The sequence below is a fragment of the Streptomyces sp. NPDC004539 genome (genome assembly GCF_040610055.1).
Classification (GTDB): Bacteria; Actinomycetota; Actinomycetes; order Streptomycetales; family Streptomycetaceae; genus Streptomyces.
Window position 1 is genome coordinate 147,995 of the sequence record NZ_JBEXLS010000002.1, and the last position, 17,507, is coordinate 165,501.

The following is a 17,507-nucleotide window of genomic DNA, read 5'->3' on the forward strand; positions in this document are numbered from 1 at the left end:
CCCGGTTGTCAGTGCCGGGTGGCAGGATCGACCCATGTCAGACGCGCTCGATGCCACCCCCTACGACGCCCTGCTCCTGTTGTCCTTCGGCGGCCCCGAAGGTCCGGACGACGTGGTCCCGTTCCTGGAGAACGTGACGCGTGGGCGAGGCATCCCCACCGAACGCCTCAAGGAAGTCGGGCAGCACTACTTCCTCTTCGGCGGGGTCAGCCCGATCAACGACCAGAACCGCGCCCTGCTCGACGCCCTGCGCAAGGACTTCGCCGAGCACGGCCTGGACCTCCCGATCTACTGGGGCAACCGCAACTGGGCCCCGTACCTGACGGACACCCTGCGCGAGATGGTCGCCGACGGTCGTCGCCGCGTCCTCGTGCTGGCCACCAGCGCCTACGCCTCCTACTCGGGCTGCCGTCAGTACCGCGAGAACCTCGCCGAGTCCCTGGCCGCCCTGGAGGCCGAGGGCCTCGACCTCCCGAAGGTCGACAAACTGCGCCACTACTTCAACCACCCGGGCTTCCTCGCCCCCATGGTCGACGGCGTGGTGGAGTCCCTCGCCGCCCTCCCGGCGGACGTCCGGGACGGCGCCCACCTCGCCTTCTCGACGCACTCCATCCCCACCGCCGCCGCCGACACCTCCGGCCCCGTCGAGGCGCACGGCGACGGCGGCGCGTACGTCGAGCAGCATCTGGAGACGGCCCAGCTCGTCGCCGACGCCGTCCGCGAGCGCACCGGCGTCGACCACCCCTGGCAGCTCGTCTACCAGTCCCGCTCCGGCGCCCCGCACATCCCGTGGCTGGAGCCCGACATCTGCGACCACCTGGAGGCGCTCCACGAGGCGGGCACCCCCTCGGTGGTCATCGCGCCCATCGGCTTCGTCTCCGACCACATGGAGGTCCTCTACGACCTCGACACCGAGGCCAAGGCCAAGGCCGGGGAACTGGGCCTCCCCATGCGCCGCTCGGCCACCGTCGGCGCCGACCCGCGCTTCGCCGCCGCCGTCCGCGACCTCGTCCTGGAGCGCGCGGCCGGCGAGTCCGGCCGCGAGGTCACCCCCTGCGCCCTGGGCGCCCTCGGCGCGACCGCGGACCTCTGCCCCGTCGGCTGCTGCCCCGCCCGAGCCCCCAAGCCCGCCGCCGCGGGCGCCGACAGCCCCTACGCGTGAGGAGCCCCATGACCGACGAGCCCTTGCCCGCCGAGCCCCTGTACGACGAACTCCTCGGCCTGGCCAAGGAAGCCGCCGCCCACGCGGGCGCCCTCCTGCGCGACGGCCGCCCCAGCGACCTCACGGTCGCCCACACCAAGTCGAGCGCCGTCGACGTCGTCACCGAGATGGACATCGCGGCCGAGAAGCTCATCACCGGCCTGATAGGCGAACACCGCCCGGACGACGGCTTCCTGGGCGAGGAGGGCGCCTCCGCGCCCGGCACCTCCGGCGTCCGCTGGATCATCGACCCCCTCGACGGCACCGTCAACTACCTCTACGGCCTCCCCAGTTGGGCCGTCTCCATCGCCGCCCAGCAGGACGGCGAGACGGTCGTCGGAGTGGTGTACGCCCCCCTGCGCGGCGAGACCTACGAGGCCGTGCGCGGCCGGGGCGCCCGGATCACGGCGGACGGGGAGGCGCCCCGCCCGCTGACGGTCCGTGAGGCGCCCCCGCTGGAGCGGGCCCTGATCTCCACCGGCTTCGGCTACACCACCGAACGCCGCACCTCCCAGGCGGCCGTCGCCGCCGCCCTGATCCCCCAGGTCCGCGACATCCGCCGGGGCGGCTCGGCCGCCATCGACCTCTGCGACGTCGCCGCGGGCCGCCTGGACGGCTACTACGAACGCGGCCTGAACCCCTGGGACTACGCGGCCGGCGACCTGATCGCGAGGGAGGCCGGCGCGCTCACGGGCGGCCGCAAGGGCATCCCCCTGTCGACGGAGCTGACGATCGCGGCTCCCCCCGGGGTCTTCACGCCCCTCCAGGAGCTCCTGGAGAGCCTCGGCGCCTGGCGGGACTGACCCCGGACGGACGCGAACGAGGAGAGCCCCCGGCGCTGGATTCGCCGGGGGCTCTCCTCGTCAGCCGGAGAAACGGGACCTCTCAGGCCGAACTGCGCACACCTCTCACACCGGTCTAGGCGCCGACCTCGACACCGTGCTCCGCGGCGAGCCGCCGCAGATCGTCGAGTTCCGCCTGCTCCACCTCGACGAGGAAGTCGTCGCCCTCGTCACGTGCACGGCTCAGGTCGGTTTCGGTCGCCCTTATGCGCTGGAGGAGTCCTGTCGTGAAAGCGTCCATGCTGCGCCCCCTCGTCCTGGGTCGTGGGTCGATGGCACGGGGGTGTGCCAGTCGGAAGGGGCGATCACGTCTGCGGCAGATGCCCAGCACACCGGACGCGCTGGGCGGCGTCGGTGCCGAGCACCCACGTCCGCTCTGCGAGACGAAACGAAAGCGGCCGTACCGCACGGGAGTGCGGCACAGACAGAGTGTGATCGCGGGGTGTAACGCTTCCTCCCCCCGCTCCCTTCCACGGAAACCTCAACCCGACGAGAAAATCTGGCATTCCCGGGCTTCACACCTTCATTTCATCCGGCGCTCACCGGACCTCCTCCTCAGGTCCTCTCCCGCCTTACAGCCGACTTATGGCCGAAAAGGGCAGGATGGGGTCCACACATGCTGGATACCCCTGCCCGCGCTATCGGCCCAGTCCCGGACAGCTACGCGGGTGGACACAGGAAGGACAAGCGACGTGCGCGTACTCGTCGTCGAGGACGAGCAACTGCTCGCCGATGCGGTGGCCACCGGACTGCGCCGGGAGGCCATGGCCGTCGACGTCGTGTACGACGGTGCGGCGGCCCTGGAGCGCATCGGCGTCAACGACTACGACGTGGTCGTCCTCGACCGCGACCTCCCGCTCGTCCACGGCGACGACGTCTGCCGCAAGATCGTCGAACTCGGCATGCCCACGCGCGTGCTGATGCTGACGGCGTCCGGAGACGTCAGCGACCGTGTCGAGGGCCTGGAGATCGGCGCCGACGACTACCTGCCGAAGCCCTTCGCGTTCAGCGAGCTGATCGCCCGCGTGCGCGCCCTGGGCCGGCGCACCAGCGTGCCGCTGCCGCCGGTCCTGGAGCGCGCGGGCATCAAGCTGGACCCGAACCGCCGGGAGGTCTTCCGGGACGGGCGAGAGGTCCAGCTGGCGCCCAAGGAGTTCGCGGTGCTGGAGGTGCTGATGCGTTCCGAAGGGGCCGTCGTCTCGGCGGAACAGCTCCTGGAGAAGGCGTGGGACGAGAACACGGACCCGTTCACCAACGTCGTCCGCGTCACGGTCATGACGCTGCGGCGCAAGCTCGGTGAGCCGCCGGTCATCGTGACCGTGCCCGGCTCCGGCTACCGGATCTGATCCACCGTGGCCGCGACACCCGCGCCTCCCCAGGCGCCCCCGAAGCCCACCTGGGACCCCCGCCGTCCCGAACTGCCGTTCCCGTGGCTGCGTCCGACGATCCGGATACGGCTCACCCTGCTGTACGGCGGCATGTTCCTGATCGCCGGCATCCTGCTGCTGTCGATCATCTACCTGCTGGCCGCGCAGGCGATCAACACGGGGAACCAGCCACCGTTCAAGATCGTCGCCGGCAGCAAGATGAACGTGGCGAGTTCGTACTGCCCGGCGGTGAACGCCGCGTCCAACGCGGACGGCGAGGTGTACCTGTCGACGTTCAACGCGGCGATCAGCTCCTGCATCGACCAGCGCCGCCAGGACGCCCTGGACAACCTCCTCAGCCGCTCCCTGCTGGCCCTCCTGGGCCTCGCGGTCATCGCGTTCGCCTTCGGGTACGCGATGGCGGGCCGGGTGCTCACCCCGCTCGGCCGCATCACGCGCACCGCGCGCGCGGTCGCCGGTTCGGACCTGTCCCGCCGGATCGAGCTGGACGGCCCGGACGACGAGCTGAAGGAGCTGGCGGACACCCTGGACGACATGCTGGCGCGCCTCCAGCGGGCGTTCACGGCGCAGCAGAGGTTCGTCGGGAACGCGTCCCACGAGCTGCGTACGCCGCTCGCGATCAACCGGACGCTCCTGGAGGTCCATCTCTCGGACCCGGGCGCGCCCGTGGAGCTCCAGCAGCTCGGCAAGACCCTGCTGGCCACCAACGAGCGCAGCGAGCAGCTCGTGGAGGGCCTGCTGCTGCTCGCCCGCAGCGACAACCAGATCGTCGAGCGCAAGCCGGTGGACCTCGCCGAGGTGGCCAAGCAGGCGATCGACCAGGCGCACGGCGAGGCCCAGGCCAAGGGCGTCGAGATCCGGGGCGAGCGGCAGACCGCCGTCGTCCAGGGCAACGGCGTCCTGCTGGAGCGGATCGCGCTGAACCTGGTGCAGAACGCGGTGCGCTACAACGTCCCCGAGGACGGCTGGGTGGAGGTCACCACCGAGGTGCAGCACGGACAGGCGGTGCTGGTGGTGTCGAACACCGGACCGGTGGTCCCGGCGTACGAGATCGACAACCTCTTCGAGCCGTTCCGGCGGCTGCGTACGGAGCGTACGGGCAGCGACAAGGGGGTGGGGCTCGGGCTGTCGATCGCGAGGTCGGTGGCGCGGGCGCACGGCGGGCACATCGCGGCCCAGCCGCGGGAGGGAGGGGGACTGGTGATGCGTGTCACCCTGCCGCTCTGAGATCATGGGGCCCGACACACGCGAGGGTGTTCGCTTTGCGCGGAATTTTCGGGGCTTCTTCCCCGTGCTCATGTGTGTGATCGATCACAAAGGCGAATTTCCGGCCATCTACTCACTGTGATCATGAAGGCTGCCGTAAGGCCCGGAAAATCCGGGTTTTCGGGGGTCCTGATGACGGGAAGTACACGGTGGGACGCCTTTGAAGTGCGACATTCGGACCGTGTACGGTCCCGATCGCCAACCGACCCGATCACCCGCGAGGGCTCCGGTCGGGTGTCGATTGAGTAACAGACCTTGATGTGAGGCAAAATCTCCGCCTCAAGGCGGGCACAAGTCCGGCCTCTCACGCGTTACGTGCGCTGGAGACACCTCATTCACCCAGAGGGGGAGAGCGAATATGGCAACCGATTACGACACCCCACGCAAGACCGACGACGATGTCGACTCCGACAGCCTTGAAGAGCTGAAGGCCCGGAGGAACGACAAGTCGGCCTCTTCGGTCGACGTCGACGAGTTCGAGGCCGCCGAGGGCCTCGAACTGCCCGGAGCCGACCTCTCCAACGAGGAGCTGGCTGTCCGGGTGCTGCCCAAGCAGCAGGACGAGTTCACCTGCATGAGCTGCTTCCTGGTGCACCACCGCAGCCAGCTGGCCCGCGAGAAGAACGGTCAGCCGATCTGCCGCGACTGCGACTGAGGGAGGGTCGGCCGTGACTGGCTCGACCTCTCCTCGGAAGCGCCGCTTCCCCCTGGGGAGAGCGGACAAAGGGTCGTCCGACCCTCTCGGCGTGCATGAAGACGAGCGAGGTTCGTCCGACCCAGGATCGACCTCGCTCGAACCGGCCGGCGACGGGACCGAGTCATCGGAACTCCCGGCACCGGCACAGAGCACCGCGGCCGTCGCCAGGCGGTCGGCCGCGGTGATCAGGGACAGAGCCTGGGACCTCGCCCGGGACGGCCTCCACAAGGGCCACAGCCGGGCGAAGGCGGGCCTCGGGTACCTCGCGGACCGGATCATCGAGAACGCCCCCAGAATCCCCGTACGCGACCTCAGGACGCTCCAGGGGCAGTTCCCCGGACTCGGGCCCGAGGAGCTCGCGGACAAGCTCGTGGCGGGCGCCGCGAACGCGTCGGCGACCGTCGGCGCGGGCGTCGGCGCCGCGGCGATGCTGCCTGTCCCGCCCGCGATGCCCGCGGAACTGGCGGCGGAGATCACCGGCGTCGCCGCGATCGAGCTCAAACTGATCGCCGAACTCCACGAGGTGTACGGCCTGCGGCCTCCCGGCAACCTCAAGGACCGCAGCACCGCCTACCTGCGCTCCTGGTCCGGCGAACGCGGCGTGGACGTCCTCAAGCCGTCCTCCGTGAACTCCGCGCTCGGCGGCCAGATGAAGCGCGAACTGCGCCAGCAGATCATGAAGCGCATGGTGCGCAACCTGCCGAACCTGACCCCCTTCCTGGTCGGCGCCGCCGTCGGGGCCGTCATGAACCGCCGAGACACCAGAAAGGTCGCCGCCAAACTCCGCAAGGACCTCCGCGAGCGCCAGGTCCCCTGGACCGCCCTGACCGCCCTCCCGGCCCTGGAAAAACCGGCCGACCCGCTCGTGATCGACGAACGGGCCGGACGCGGGGAACTTGAGGGCTGACGCCCCGGCGGACGCCTAGACGGTGGCCTCGCGGGCCTCCTTGAGGGCCTGCGCCAGCCGCTGCGGCTCCCGGGTCGACAGGTACAGGTACGGCGTCGGGTCCTCGGGGTCGGTCACGAGAACGCGCAGCGCGCCCGGGATGTACGCGCGCAGCAGCAGGTACGCGCGCGTGTCCGCCTTGTACGTGCGCCAGGCGCGCGCCTCCTCCTGGTCCAGGACCTCCGCCTCGCCGAGCGCCGTCACCGGGATCTTCGCGTCCCCGGCGATCAGGAAACCGCCCACCACGCGGATGCGCGGCGAGCCGTACGCGCTGGCCACGACGGCCGCCACCGCCGTACCGCCGACCAGGCCGCCGAGCAGCGGCAGGGTGCCGAACGGCAGCATGATCAGGGCCGCCGAGACACCCACGAGGAAGGACAGGAACCACCACGAGCGGGGGGCGGTGAGACGTTCTTCGTACGGGGCCGTGGAGAGCTGCATGGGCCAAGCTTGGCACGGGGAACCGACACCGCCGGGGCCGGGGCGGGGCGCGCCGAGGTGACCGGTGGGTAAGAGCGGTGAGCACAGGGTGGCCGAGGGTGAGGGACGGGCGGGTAAGGTCTGCGGCTGTGAGTGGTACTTCCGCAGCTCTTCAGCCTCCGGCCGGCGCCCTGGAACCGGTGCGGCACCCCGACGCTCCCGCGCCCGGCGAGCTTCTGGGCACCCACTACGAACAGTGTTTCGGATGCGGCGAGGGCCAGGCCCACGGACTGCACCTGACGCCCCGCGCGGGCGAGGGCGTCACGGCGACCGCGGAGTTCGCCGTCCGCCCCGCCCACCAGGGCGCCCCCGGCCTCGCCCACGGCGGAGTGCTCACCGCCGCCCTCGACGAACTGCTCGGCTCGCTGAACTGGCTGCTGCGCACCGTCGCCGTCACGGGCCGGCTGGAGACCGACTTCGTGCGGCCCGTCCCCATAGGGGCGACGCTCCACCTGGCGGGCCGGGTCAAGGCCGTCCAGGGGCGGAAGGTCTACTCCACGGCGACCGGCCGGATCGGCGGCCCCGAAGGGCCCGTCGCCGTCCGCGCGGACGCCCTGTTCATAGAGGTCCCGGTCGCGCACTTCGTGGACCACGGCCGGGCGGAAGAGATCCGGGCCGTACGGGACGACCCGGACCAGATGCGGCGCCTGCGCGCCTTCGAGGTGAACCCGTGAGCCGTGAACCCCTGAACGTGCGGATCAGGCGCGTCGACCCCGGCGTGCCGCTCCCCGCGTACGCGCAGCCCGGTGACGCGGGAGCCGATCTGCGCACCACCGAGGCGTGCGAACTGAAACCCGGTGAGCGGGCCGTCCTGCCCACCGGGGTCGCGATCGCCCTCCCCGAGGGGTACGCGGCCTTCGTGCACCCCCGCTCCGGGCTCGCGGCCCGGTGCGGAGTAGCCCTTGTGAATGCCCCGGGGACGGTTGATGCCGGGTACCGTGGGGAGATCAAGGTGATCGTGGTGAATCTCGATCCGCGCGAGGCCGTGCGGTTCGAGCGCTTCGACCGGATTGCCCAACTGGTCGTCCAGCAGGTCGAGAGGGTCCGCTTCCACGAGGTCGCGGAACTTCCCGGCTCGGCTCGGGGCGAGGGGGGCTTCGGGTCCACCGGCGGCCACGCCGCGGTGGGGACGGACAGTACGACCGGTGACGCCGCCACGGGCGGCACAACGGGTGGGAATCGATACGCTTCGGTCGTATCCGACCGGGAAGGACAGTGACGTGTTCGGACGTCGCAAGAAGAAGGATGCCGCCGAGGGCGCGGCCGGCGAGGCCGAGCAGGTCGTCGACAGCGTCGACACTGAGGCGGACGAGACGGACGGGCGCCCGCGCGAGCGCGTGCGGCTCGAACCCGAGCCCCGGCCCGACGGCCCCTGGGACGACACCGAGGTGAGCGACCCCGCCGAGGGCCGTGTCGACCTCGGCGGGCTCTTCGTGCCCGGCGTCGACGGCATGGAGCTGCGGGTCGAGGTCGCGGGCGACGCGATCGTCGCGGCGACCGTCGTGCTGCGCGACAGCGCCGTCCAGCTCCAGGCGTTCGCCGCGCCCAAGCGCGAGGGCATCTGGGGCGAGGTGCGCGAGGAGATCGCCTCCGGGATCACCCAGCAGGGCGGCATCATCGACGAGGTCGAGGGTCCGCTGGGCTGGGAGCTGCGCGCGCAGGTGCCGGTGCAGCTGCCGGACGGACAGAGCGGGTTCCACGTCGTGCGGTTCGTCGGCGTGGACGGGCCGCGGTGGTTCCTGCGCGGGGTGATCTCCGGGCAGGGCGCGGTGCAGCCGCAGGCCGCCGGGCTCCTCGAGCAGATCTTCCGGGACACGGTCGTCGTGCGCGGCGAGGGTCCGATGGCCCCCCGCGACCCGATCGTCCTCAAGCTGCCGAACGACGCCCAGATGGTTCCCGAAGGGGTCCAGCAGCAGGACGAGGGCTCGCGTTTCTCCGGCGGCATGGGGCAGTTGCAGCGCGGGCCGGAGATCACCGAGGTGCGCTGAGGTTTTTCGCCAGACCGTGAAAGGGCCGGGTCCGCTGGGACCCGGCCCTTTCGCATGCGGTTCTCGTGGGGGCGGAAGAAAATCTCGCGGAGCGTGAACCGATCGGCCCGGATCTTCCGATGAAGGGGCAAGAAGGGCCTGACCGGCGAGGTGTCAGGGTTTTGTCAAAGGTGCGACGGCGGCGGAGGGAGTGTCTGAATTGTCTGACGAAAGGGCCGTAACGTCTCCGCTGCACACGTGGTGGTCGGCGGAAGACAATGAGGGCATGGCGCGCGGAAAGCTACGGATCTACCTCGGTGCGGCGCCGGGCGTCGGAAAGACGTACGCGATGCTGTCGGAGGCGCACCGCAGGGTCGAGCGGGGCACGGACTGCGTCGTGGCGTTCGTCGAGCACCACGGCCGCCCGCGCACCGAGGTGATGCTGCACGGCCTGGAGGAGATCGAGCGCCGCGAGATCGACTACCGGGGCGGCACGTTCACCGAGATGGACGTGGACGCGGTCCTGCGCAGGGCCCCGGCGGTGGCCCTGGTGGACGAACTGGCGCACACGAACGTCCCGGGCTCGCGCAACGCGAAGCGCTGGCAGGACGTCGAGGAACTGCTCGCGGCCGGCATCGACGTCGTGTCGACGGTGAACATCCAGCACCTGGAGTCCCTGGGCGACGTCGTCGAGTCGATCACCGGCGTACGCCAGCGCGAGACCGTGCCGGACGAGGTGGTGCGCCGCGCGGACCAGGTCGAACTGGTGGACATGTCCCCGCAGGCCCTGCGCCGCCGCATGGCGCACGGCAACATCTACCAGCCCGACAAGGTCGACGCGGCCCTGTCGAACTACTTCCGCCCCGGGAACCTCACCGCGCTGCGCGAGCTGGCCCTCCTGTGGGTGGCCGACCGGGTCGACGAGTACCTGAACCAGTACCGCAGCGAGCACCGCGTCTCCGCGATCTGGGGCTCCCGGGAGCGGATCGTCGTCGGGCTGACCGGCGGCCCCGAGGGACGCACCCTGATCCGGCGGGCGGCACGCCTCGCGGAGAAGGGCGCCGGCGGCGAGGTCCTCGCCGTGTACATCTCCCGCAGCGACGGCCTCACCTCCGCCTCGCCGAAGGAGCTGGCCGTGCAGCGCACCCTGGTCGAGGACCTCGGCGGCACGTTCCACCACGTCGTCGGGGACGACATCCCCGCCGCGCTCCTCGACTTCGCGCGGGGAGCGAACGCGACGCAGATCGTGCTCGGCTCGTCCCGGCGCAAGGCGTGGCAGTACATGTTCGGCCCCGGCGTCGGGACGACGGTCGCCCGCGATTCCGGACCCGACCTGGACGTCCACATCGTCACCCACGAAGAGGTCGCCAAGGGCCGCGGCCTGCCCGTCGCCCGGGGCGCGCGGCTCGGGCGGGCCCGCATCCTGTGGGGCTGGCTGGTCGGCGTCGGCGGCCCGGTCGGCCTCGCCCTCCTGCTGAACGCCGTCCACCTCGGCCTCGCCAACGACATGCTGCTGTTCCTGGCGCTGACGGTCGCCGCCGCCCTCCTCGGCGGGCTGCTGCCGGCCCTCGCCTCGGCGGCGCTCGGCTCCCTGCTGCTGAACTACTTCTACACACCCCCGCTGCACCGGTTCACGATCGCCGACCCGAAGAACATCGTCGCCATCGTGATCTTCGTCGGCGTGGCGATATCGGTCGCGTCCGTCGTCGACCTCGCCGCCCGGCGCACGCATCAGGCGGCCCGGCTGAGGGCGGAGTCGGAGATCCTGTCGTTCCTCGCGGGGAACGTGCTGCGCGGGGAGACCAGCCTGGAGGCCCTCCTGGAGCGGGTGCGGGAGACCTTCGGGATGGAGTCGGCGGCGCTCCTGGAGCGGGAGAGCGACGTCGCGCCGTGGACCTGCGCCGGGCGCGTCGGGTTCGGGCGGGAGGTGGCGCGCCCCGAGGACGCCGACGTGGACGTGCCGGTCGGGGACCACATGGCGCTCGCGCTGACCGGGCGGGTGCTGCCGGCCGAGGACCGGCGGGTGCTCGCGGCGTTCGGGGCGCAGGCCGCCGTCGTCCTCGACCGCCGGCGCCTCCAGGAGGAGGCCGACCGGGCGCGGGCGCTCGCCGAGGGCAACCGCATCCGCACGGCGCTGCTGGCCGCCGTCAGCCACGACCTGCGCACCCCCCTCGCCGGGATCAAGGCGGCGGTCTCCAGCCTCAGGTCGGACGACGTGGCCTGGTCCGAGGAGGACCAGGCGGAGCTGCTCGAAGGGATCGAGGACGGCGCCGACCGGCTCGACCACCTCGTCGGGAACCTCCTCGACATGTCCCGGCTCCAGACCGGGACGGTCACGCCGATCGTGCGGGAGATCGACCTCGACGAGGTGGTGCCGATGGCGCTCGGCGGGGTCCCCGAGGACAGCGTCGAGCTGGACATCCCGGAGACGCTGCCCATGGTGTCGGTGGACGCGGGGCTGCTGGAGCGGGCCGTCGCCAACCTCGTGGAGAACGCCGTCAAGTACAGCCCGGGCGGACAGACCGTGCTCGTCGCGGCGAGCGCCCTGTCCGAGCGGGTCGAGGTGCGGGTCGTGGACCGCGGGCCCGGGGTGCCCGACGACGCCAAGGAACGCATCTTCGCCCCCTTCCAGCGGTACGGTGACGCCCCGCGCGGTGCCGGGGTCGGGCTCGGGCTCGCCGTGGCGCGGGGGTTCGTCGAGGCGATGGGCGGCACACTGGCCGCCGAGGACACACCGGGCGGCGGGCTCACGATGGTGCTCACGCTCCGCGCGGCGGCCGGGCCGTCCGGAGCGGGGGAGGGCACGGCGTCCGGTGCCGCCGACGTCGTACCGGCAGAACGTTCGGGACCGTCCGAGAGGCAGGCCACATGATGAGCCCCACCGGGGGCAACCCCCAGGGCCCCACGAGGGTGCTCGTGGTCGACGACGAGCCGCAGATCGTGCGGGCGCTCGTGATCAACCTCAGGGCGCGCAAGTACGAGGTCGACGCGGCGCACGACGGGGCGAGCGCGTTGCAGCTGGCCGCGGCCCGGCATCCCGACGTCGTCGTGCTCGACCTGGGGCTGCCCGACATGGACGGCGTCGAGGTGATCAAAGGGCTGCGGGGGTGGACGCGGGTGCCGATCCTGGTGCTGTCCGCGCGGCACTCCTCCGACGAGAAGGTGCAGGCGCTGGACGCCGGGGCCGACGACTACGTCACCAAGCCGTTCGGGATGGACGAGCTGCTGGCGCGGCTGCGGGCGGCCGTGCGCAGGGCCGAGCCGGTGGGGCCGGGGGAGGGGGAGGTGCTCGTCGAGACCGAGGGGTTCACCGTCGACCTCGCGGCGAAGAAGGTCAACCGGGGCGGGAAGGACGTCCGCCTCACGCCCACCGAGTGGCATCTCCTGGAGGTCCTCGTCCGCAACACCGGCCGCCTGGTCAGCCAGCGGCAGCTGCTCCAGGAGGTGTGGGGGCCGTCGTACGGGACGGAGACGAACTATCTGCGGGTGTACATGGCGCAGCTGCGGCGAAAGCTGGAGGGGGACCCGGCGCACCCTCGGCACTTCATTACCGAGCCGGGGATGGGGTACAGGTTCGAGAAGTGACCGGGGTGGGGGTGTCGTCGGGGGCCGGTAGGCTTTTGGGTATGAGTGCTGTTCCGCATTCCGAGAAGCCGGTGGGCCGGTTCCGGCGTATGCTCGACCGGCTCTCCTCGTCCCAGGAGGACCTGGAGTCCGAGGAGCTGCGGGAGGACGCCGAGACCGCCGGGTGTACGCGGATCGAGGACTGCCGGGATCGGCAGATAGTGACCGTTACTGGTACGTTGCGCACGGTCACTCTGCGCCCGCGGGCCGGAGTCCCGGCGCTGGAGGCGGAACTGTTCGACGGCTCCGCCGCGTTGGACGTGGTGTGGCTGGGGCGGCGCTCCATCGTCGGCATAGAGCCGGGCCGCCGGCTGATCGCGTCGGGCCGGATCTCGCTGAGCAGAGGCCGGCGCGTGCTGTTCAATCCGAAGTACGAACTGAGACCCCTCGGTAGGGAGTAGCCGGTGACGTCGCTCGACAAGCCGACCGAAGAAGAGCAGGCGCGGGACGCCCGGGCGGTGACCGAGGCCGCGTTGTTCGAGGCGTTCGGCGGCGTGCGGGGCATGGTCGAGACGGTGATGCCCGGCCTGCTGTTCGTCACGATCTACACGATCAACCAGGACCTGCACATGTCGGCGATCGCCGCGCTCGCGGTGTCCGTCGTGCTGGTCGTGGTGCGGCTCGCGATGAAGGGCACCGTCAAGCACGCGTTCAGCGGCGTCTTCGGGGTCGCCTTCGGTGTCGTCTTCGCGATGATGACCGGCAACGCGAAGGACTTCTACCTCCCGGGCATGCTGTACACCCTGGGGCTGGCGCTCGCCTACATCGTCACCACGCTGTGCGGGGTCCCGCTGATCGGGCTCATGCTCGGGCCGGTCTTCAAGGAGAACCTCTCCTGGCGGACCCGCAACCCCGGCCGCAAGAAGGCGTACTCCAAGGCCAGTTGGGCCTGGGGGCTGATCCTGCTCGCCAAGTGCGCGATCCTCTTCCCGCTGTACTGGTGGGCCGACACGACGCAGCTCGGCTGGGTCCTCATCGCGCTGAAGATCCCGCCGTTCCTGCTGGCGGTCTGGTTGACCTGGGTGTTCCTCGCGAAGGCCCCGGCGCCCATCGACGTGTTCGCGGAGATGGAGGCCGAGGAGAAGGCGGAGGAGGAGCGGAAGGCCGCCGCCGCCCGGGGAGCCGAACAGGGCTGACGGCCCCCTCGACGACGCCCCCTCGACGACGCGCCCCCCCACGACGCGCCCCCCCACGACGCGCCCCCCCCCACGACGCGCCCCCCCACGACGCGCCCCCCCCACGACGCGCCCTCCACGACGCGAAAAAGGGCTCGCTCCGTACGTACGGAGCGAGCCCTTCCTCATGCCGAACTCTTACGCGTCCGTCTCTTCCCTGCGCACCGACAGCAGATCCTCCAGCTGCTCCTCCCGCGCCGGAGCCGCCACGAACAGCAGCTCGTCCCCCGCCTCCAGGGAGTCCTCCGCGGTCGGCGTCAGGACCCGGTTGCCCCGGATGATGGTGACCAGGGACGTGTCCTGCGGCCACTCCACGTCCCCCACCTGCGTGCCGGCCAGCGCCGACTCCTCGGGCAGGGTCAGCTCGACCAGGTTCGCGTCACCGTGGCTGAAGCGCAGCAGCCGGACCAGGTCGCCGACCGAGACCGCCTCCTCCACCAGCGCCGACATCAGCCGAGGGGTCGACACCGCGACGTCCACCCCCCAGGACTCGTTGAACAGCCACTCGTTCTTCGGGTTGTTGACGCGCGCGACGACCCGGGGGACGCCGTACTCCGTCTTGGCCAGCAGCGAGACGACCAGGTTGACCTTGTCGTCGCCCGTCGCGGCGATCACCACGTTGCAGCGCTGGAGCGCCGCCTCGTCCAGGGACGTGATCTCGCAGGCGTCGGCGAGGAGCCACTCCGCCTGGGGGACCCGCTCGACCGAGATGGCGGTGGGGGCCTTGTCGACCAGGAGGACCTCGTGCCCGTTCTCCAGCAGCTCGCCCGCGATCGAGCGGCCGACGGCGCCGGCTCCGGCGATGGCGACCCTCATCGGTGACCGCCTTCCTGCGGACCCTCGGAGAAGGCCGCCTCGACCTTCTCGACCTCGTCGGTCCGCATCATGACGTGCACGAGGTCGCCTTCCTGGAGGACCGTCTGCGAGGACGGGAGGATCGCCTCGCCCAGCCGGGTGAGGAAGGCCACACGGACCCCGGTCTCCTCCTGGAGCGTGCTGATCTTGTGGCCGATCCAGGACGGCGACGCGTGCACCTCGGCGAGCTGGACACCGCCCGTGGGGTCGCGCCACAGCGGCTCGGCGCCGGACGGGAGGAGCCGGCGCAGCATCTGGTCGGCGGTCCAGCGGACCGTGGCGACCGTGGGGATGCCCAGGCGCTGGTAGACCTCGGCGCGGCGCGGGTCGTAGATCCTGGCCGCGACGTTCTCCACGCCGAACATCTCGCGGGCCACCCGGGCGGCGATGATGTTGGAGTTGTCACCGCTGGAGACGGCGGCGAAGGCGCCCGCCTCCTCGATGCCGGCCTCGCGCAGGGTGTCCTGGTCGAAGCCGATGCCGGTGACCCGGCGACCGCCGAAGGAGGAGCCGAGGCGCCGGAACGCGGTCGGGTCCTGGTCGATCACGGCGACGGTGTGACCCTGTCGCTCCAGGGTCTGCGCGAGGGCGGAGCCCACCCGGCCACAGCCCATGATGACGATGTGCATGGCCCTACACCACGCTCCCCACAGGCCCGATGACCTGCGTCGCTGTCGTTCTCATGTTCCTCTCTCGGCTCTTCGGGCAATGCGTCGCGGCCGGATGACGACCGCCAGGCAGACATCATGCCCGGGAACCTCCGGCTGAGGTCCGGGAGCCGACGTCGATTTGCCCACTTCCAACGTAGCGGTTCCCGCCACCGGCCTCGCGGGAGGGGGACGCGGACGGCCCCCGGCGTACGGAGTGGCGCGTTCCACGTGACCTTGTGATGAAGGCAGGGGCCAGGAGGTGGGCGGCTGCCTGTTCGAAGGCATACGATTCTCTGTTGTGTCCAAACTGACCGACGTGCCCAAGCGGATTCTGATCGGGCGCGCTCTGCGCAGTGATCGGCTTGGGGAAACGCTCCTGCCGAAGCGCATCGCCCTCCCAGTCTTCGCCTCCGACCCGCTGTCCTCCGTGGCCTACGCGCCCGGGGAGGTGCTGCTGGTCCTGTCCATCGCGGGCGTGTCGGCGTACCACTTCTCCCCCTGGATCGCCCTCGCGGTGGTCGTCCTGATGTTCACCGTGGTCGCCTCCTACCGGCAGAACGTCCACGCGTACCCGAGCGGCGGCGGCGACTACGAGGTGGCGACGACCAACCTCGGACCCAAGGCGGGCCTGACCGTCGCGAGCGCGCTGCTCGTCGACTACGTCCTGACCGTCGCCGTGTCCATCGCCTCCGGCATCGAGAACCTCGGCTCCGCGATCCCCTTCGTCGTCGAGCACAAGACGGCGTGCGCGGTCGCCGTCATCATCCTGCTGACGCTGATGAACCTGCGCGGGGTGAAGGAGTCCGGGAAGCTCTTCGCGATCCCGACGTACGTGTTCGTCGCGGGCGTCTTCATCATGATCGCGTGGGGCGCCTTCCGCGGGCTCGTGCTGGACGAGACGATGCGCGCGCCGACGGCGCAGTTCGAGATCAAGGCCGAGCACCAGGGGCTCGCCGGGTTCGCGCTGGTCTTCCTGCTGCTGCGGGCCTTCTCCTCCGGCTGCGCCGCGCTGACCGGCGTCGAGGCCATCTCCAACGGCGTGCCCGCCTTCCGCAAGCCCAAGTCGAAGAACGCGGCCACCACCCTCGCCGCGATGGGCCTGCTGGCGGTGACGATGTTCTGCGGGATCATCGTCCTCGCGCTCGTCACGGACGTACGCATGGCGGAGAACCCGGCGACCGATCTGATCAGGAACGGGGTCGAAGTCGGGTCGGGGTATGTGCAGAACCCGGTGATCACGCAGGTCGCGGAGGCGGTGTTCGGCAAGGGGAGCTTCCTGTTCGTGGTGCTCGCCGCGGCGACCGCGCTCGTGCTGTTCCTCGCCGCGAACACCGCCTACAACGGGTTCCCGGTGCTCGGCTCGATCCTCGCGCAGGACCGCTACCTGCCGCGCCAGCTGCACACCCGCGGCGACCGGCTCGCCTTCTCCAACGGCATCGTGCTGCTGGCGGGCGCCGCGATCCTCCTCGTGTGGATCTACGGCGCCGACTCCACCCGCCTCATCCAGCTGTACATCGTCGGCGTGTTCGTCTCCTTCACGCTCAGCCAGACCGGCATGGTCCGGCACTGGAACCGGCTGCTGGCCACCGAGACGGACCCGGCGAAGCGCCGGCACATGGTCCGCTCGCGGGCGATCAACGCGTTCGGCGCGTTCTTCACCGGGCTCGTCCTCGTCGTCGTCCTCGTCACGAAGTTCACGCACGGCGCGTGGGTGGCGCTGCTCGGGATGGTCATCTTCTTCGCGACGATGACCGCGATCCGGCGCCACTACGACGGGGTCGCGGAGGAGCTGGCGGCGAGCGAGGGGCCGAGCGACGACAGCGTCCGGCCCTCCCGCGTCCACTCCGTGCTGCTGATCTCCAAGATCCACCGGCCGACGCTGCGGGCGCTCGCCTTCGCCAAGCTGATGCGGTCGGACACGCTGGAGGCGCTCACCGTCAACGTCGACCCGGTCGAGACGAAGGCGCTGCGCGAGGAGTGGGAGCGGCGCGGGATCGACGTACCGCTCAAGGTCCTCGACTCGCCCTACCGGGAGGTCACGCGGCCGGTCATCGAGTACGTCAAGAGCCTGCGGCGGGAGTCGCCGCGGGACGCGGTGTCGGTGATCATCCCCGAGTACGTCGTCGGGCACTGGTACGAGCATCTGCTGCACAACCAGAGCGCGCTGCGTCTCAAGGGCCGCCTCCTGTTCACGCCGGGCATCATGGTCACCTCCGTCCCCTACCAGCTCCAGTCCTCCGAGGCCGCCAAGCAGCGCGCCCGGCGCCGGCAGGAGTGGAACGCGCCGGGCTCCGTCCGACGGGGTCCCGCGGGCTCTCCCGAGCGGCCCAGGGAGACGAGCGGACGCGGGGAGTAGGCGCCGGGGGGTGTCCCGTACGGCGGTCGTGGCTCTGGTGCGCAGGGCCTAGACTGGACG

At 71.1% G+C, this 17,507-nt stretch carries 18 protein-coding genes; 14 read left to right on the plus strand and 4 right to left on the minus strand.

The features are described 5' to 3' along the window. The first annotated feature begins 34 nt into the window (after positions 1-34). Positions 35-1,162: a ferrochelatase gene (locus ABZX85_RS04365; RefSeq protein ID WP_355862452.1), complete on the plus strand. Its 1,128-nt coding sequence runs from the start codon at positions 35-37 to the stop codon at positions 1,160-1,162. An 8-nt stretch (positions 1,163-1,170) separates the two neighbouring features. Then, positions 1,171-2,004 (plus strand): inositol monophosphatase family protein, encoded by an 834-nt coding sequence (locus tag ABZX85_RS04370; protein WP_355862453.1) that lies wholly within the window; start codon positions 1,171-1,173, stop codon positions 2,002-2,004. Positions 2,005-2,119: 115 nt separating this feature from the next. Here ABZX85_RS04370 and ABZX85_RS04375 read toward each other — a convergent pair whose 3' ends face one another. Next, a complete protein-coding gene (locus ABZX85_RS04375; protein WP_187746768.1) occupies positions 2,120-2,284 on the minus strand; it encodes a hypothetical protein in 165 nt (54 codons plus the stop codon). A gap of 451 nt (positions 2,285-2,735) precedes the next feature. Between ABZX85_RS04375 and ABZX85_RS04380 the strand changes: the two genes are divergently transcribed. From ABZX85_RS04380 to ABZX85_RS04395, 4 genes are all read left to right on the plus strand, one after another. After that, positions 2,736-3,389 carry a response regulator transcription factor gene (locus ABZX85_RS04380; RefSeq protein ID WP_010353034.1) on the plus strand — a complete coding sequence of 218 codons (654 nt, stop codon included), beginning with the start codon at positions 2,736-2,738 and terminating at the stop codon, positions 3,387-3,389. Between the two features lie 6 nt (positions 3,390-3,395). Continuing rightward, positions 3,396-4,658, plus strand: a complete 1,263-nt coding sequence (locus tag ABZX85_RS04385; RefSeq protein ID WP_355862454.1) for a HAMP domain-containing sensor histidine kinase — start codon at positions 3,396-3,398, stop codon at positions 4,656-4,658. A gap of 397 nt (positions 4,659-5,055) precedes the next feature. Beyond that, positions 5,056-5,352, plus strand: a complete 297-nt coding sequence (locus ABZX85_RS04390; protein ID WP_043504706.1) for a DUF4193 domain-containing protein — start codon at positions 5,056-5,058, stop codon at positions 5,350-5,352. A 13-nt stretch (positions 5,353-5,365) separates the two neighbouring features. Then, a complete protein-coding gene (locus tag ABZX85_RS04395; RefSeq protein ID WP_355862455.1) occupies positions 5,366-6,301 on the plus strand; it encodes a hypothetical protein in 936 nt (311 codons plus the stop codon). Between the two features lie 15 nt (positions 6,302-6,316). On the opposite strand, the gene ABZX85_RS04400 is transcribed toward ABZX85_RS04395, so the two are convergent. Then, the gene (locus ABZX85_RS04400) at positions 6,317-6,781 is read right to left on the minus strand and encodes a DUF3093 domain-containing protein (protein ID WP_355862456.1); all 465 of its coding nucleotides are present in this window, start codon (positions 6,779-6,781) and stop codon (positions 6,317-6,319) included. A gap of 128 nt (positions 6,782-6,909) precedes the next feature. Here ABZX85_RS04400 and ABZX85_RS04405 point away from each other — a divergent pair, with 128 nt between their 5' ends. The 7 genes from ABZX85_RS04405 to ABZX85_RS04435 all read left to right on the plus strand — a co-directional run bounded on the left by ABZX85_RS04405 (position 6,910) and on the right by ABZX85_RS04435 (position 13,547). Then, positions 6,910-7,494, plus strand: a complete 585-nt coding sequence (locus ABZX85_RS04405; RefSeq protein ID WP_355862457.1) for a PaaI family thioesterase — start codon at positions 6,910-6,912, stop codon at positions 7,492-7,494. Continuing rightward, a complete protein-coding gene (dut, locus tag ABZX85_RS04410) occupies positions 7,491-8,039 on the plus strand; it encodes a dUTP diphosphatase (protein ID WP_355862458.1) in 549 nt (182 codons plus the stop codon). The genes ABZX85_RS04405 and dut overlap by 4 nt, the downstream gene beginning before the upstream one ends. A 1-nt stretch (position 8,040) precedes the next feature. Then, positions 8,041-8,808, plus strand: a complete 768-nt coding sequence (locus ABZX85_RS04415; protein WP_355862459.1) for a DUF3710 domain-containing protein — start codon at positions 8,041-8,043, stop codon at positions 8,806-8,808. Positions 8,809-9,073: 265 nt separating this feature from the next. Further along, positions 9,074-11,659, plus strand: a complete 2,586-nt coding sequence (locus ABZX85_RS04420) for a sensor histidine kinase KdpD (RefSeq protein WP_355862460.1) — start codon at positions 9,074-9,076, stop codon at positions 11,657-11,659. Beyond that, positions 11,656-12,372: a response regulator gene (locus tag ABZX85_RS04425; protein WP_355862461.1), complete on the plus strand. Its 717-nt coding sequence runs from the start codon at positions 11,656-11,658 to the stop codon at positions 12,370-12,372. The genes ABZX85_RS04420 and ABZX85_RS04425 overlap by 4 nt, the downstream gene beginning before the upstream one ends. Before the next feature lie 41 nt (positions 12,373-12,413). Continuing rightward, positions 12,414-12,812, plus strand: a complete 399-nt coding sequence (locus ABZX85_RS04430) for an OB-fold nucleic acid binding domain-containing protein (RefSeq protein ID WP_355862462.1) — start codon at positions 12,414-12,416, stop codon at positions 12,810-12,812. 3 nt (positions 12,813-12,815) lie between these two features. After that, a complete protein-coding gene (locus tag ABZX85_RS04435) occupies positions 12,816-13,547 on the plus strand; it encodes a DUF3159 domain-containing protein (RefSeq protein WP_355862463.1) in 732 nt (243 codons plus the stop codon). Positions 13,548-13,724: 177 nt separating this feature from the next. Here ABZX85_RS04435 and ABZX85_RS04440 read toward each other — a convergent pair whose 3' ends face one another. Together ABZX85_RS04440 and ABZX85_RS04445 are read right to left on the minus strand one after the other, a co-directional pair. After that, complete coding sequence (locus ABZX85_RS04440; protein WP_355862464.1) at positions 13,725-14,402, minus strand: TrkA family potassium uptake protein; 678 nt, start codon at positions 14,400-14,402, stop codon at positions 13,725-13,727. Beyond that, complete coding sequence (locus tag ABZX85_RS04445) at positions 14,399-15,070, minus strand: TrkA family potassium uptake protein (protein ID WP_355862465.1); 672 nt, start codon at positions 15,068-15,070, stop codon at positions 14,399-14,401. Before ABZX85_RS04445 ends, ABZX85_RS04440 begins: the two co-directional genes overlap by 4 nt. 319 nt (positions 15,071-15,389) lie before the next feature. Here ABZX85_RS04445 and ABZX85_RS04450 point away from each other — a divergent pair, with 319 nt between their 5' ends. Further along, positions 15,390-17,447: an APC family permease gene (locus ABZX85_RS04450; protein WP_355862466.1), complete on the plus strand. Its 2,058-nt coding sequence runs from the start codon at positions 15,390-15,392 to the stop codon at positions 17,445-17,447. The last annotated feature ends 60 nt before the right edge of the window (positions 17,448-17,507 follow it).